The organism is Peptostreptococcus sp. MV1 (assembly GCF_000758885.1).
Taxonomy (GTDB): Bacteria; Bacillota; Clostridia; order Peptostreptococcales; family Peptostreptococcaceae; genus Peptostreptococcus.
In genome coordinates this window covers 1-1,472 of record NZ_JRNB01000114.1, presented here as the reverse complement: position 1 = coordinate 1,472, position 1,472 = coordinate 1, and the positions used below count along the sequence as shown (strand labels likewise).

The 1,472-nt window shown below is 36.4% G+C and carries 2 protein-coding genes and 1 pseudogene; all 3 read right to left on the bottom strand.

From position 1 onward, the window contains the following. Nucleotides 1–43: 43 nt before the first annotated feature. Nucleotides 44–601, bottom strand: a pseudogene (locus HMPREF1639_RS07700) (type IV secretory system conjugative DNA transfer family protein); the annotation flags it as partial. After that, nucleotides 598–1,083 (bottom strand): PcfB family protein, encoded by a 486-nt coding sequence (locus HMPREF1639_RS07695; RefSeq protein ID WP_036765158.1) that lies wholly within the window; start codon nt 1,081–1,083, stop codon nt 598–600. The pseudogene HMPREF1639_RS07700 and the gene HMPREF1639_RS07695, both read right to left, overlap by 4 nt. Then, the coding region (locus HMPREF1639_RS07690; RefSeq protein WP_036765155.1) for an ATP-binding protein at nt 1,080–1,472 on the bottom strand (393 nt) is incomplete at its 5' end. The genes HMPREF1639_RS07695 and HMPREF1639_RS07690, both read right to left, overlap by 4 nt.

Below are 1,472 nucleotides of genomic sequence, written 5' to 3'. Positions count from 1 at the left end.
CCTTTCCAAGTTTTTATTATTTTCTCTGTCCCTATGAGGTTAATCCTTTAGGATCGGTCACGCAATATGACGAGTGCATTTGCATTAAGTTCGGTTTTACATAAAATCTTGTCTTTCCGGAGCCTGAACCACCGATGACAAGTACATTCTTGTTTCTTGCATACTTTGGATTAGCTGGTCTGCCGTTCATTGTTAATCGTTCTGTTTGTGTAAGCAAGATATTGTTCTGGAATTTTTCATCCATGTATGGTTCTATATCTTTTCTCGTTCCCCATCTTGCTGAACCATACTCTTTTCCCTGTCTGAACTTTTTTGCATTTTTGCCTTTGCTGTAGACAATGAATTTAATTAAAGCTGCTACTCCTATGCCTATTAGAATGTCAGTTGGATGAATGCTTGGAATAAAGCTCATGGTGTTAAGCTCTAATATCCCTTGAAAGATTTTGTCTATTACATCGCCACCAGTATAGGCTCGTATATGGTGAGAGAAGATATTGCCAACATAGAAAAATGCAAGATAGGGAATGTTCTGCTTTAGAAACTTTGCCTTATCCTGCATCTTAAAAAAGCCTTTGATGTCCTTTAGTATTTTCTCTATCATAGGCTCTGCTCCTTTTGCTTATTCTTGACTTTATCTTTGGAAACAGAGTTTTTAGCCATCTCCTTGAACTTCTCAATATTCTTATGAATAGATTCTTTCCTTTCCGTTTTCTTTTCTGATTCTGAAAGGGCGTGCTTAAAGGCTTTATCCATTACCTTCATGTCTTTTGCCTGAAAGAATACGGAGTATTTTCCGCTTTCTTTATCTTTCATCACCGAAAACTTTACCCCATACCGATTCAGTTCCTTTTTAAGTTCTTTAAGCTCTGCTTCTTCTACCGGAATTTCTTCAAGCTGTCCCTTTTTTACCATATCTTTGAGCTTTACTTCATTTCCGTTAGCATTAACCAGCTTTTCAAGCCCTCCGAGTTTCTCAGCCTCTTTCATCAATTTCTTGAGTAAAGTCAAAAGAAGTTTTGCTGTTACTTTTCCGGCTTTCACTTCCATATTCAGCGTTTTTCTTGCGATTTCTTCATTGATCAAGTTCTCCCACCTCCAGTCAGTAATCTTTCTTTATTCCTCTTTAATTTTTCTTCCTGAATAACTTTTCTGTAATCTTCTCCAAGTACCATCACAGGAATACACATCTCGATAATTCTTGAGTAAATTCTTTGGTATTCCACACTCTCCGTACAGTTTTCAATTTGGCTGTATGAAAGATTTGTAGTAAAGATTGTTGGCTTATGCTTTAAGTACCTGTTATTCACAATGTTATATACCTGCTCTTTTGCATAGCTTGTATCTCTTTCAATTCCTAAATCATCTAAGATGAGAACGGAAGTGTTTACAAGGGATTCGATATATGCGTTTTTATCAAGGTCAAATCCGCCTTTTTGCAGTTCGTTGATTATCTGTGAAAAGTTTCTAATCTT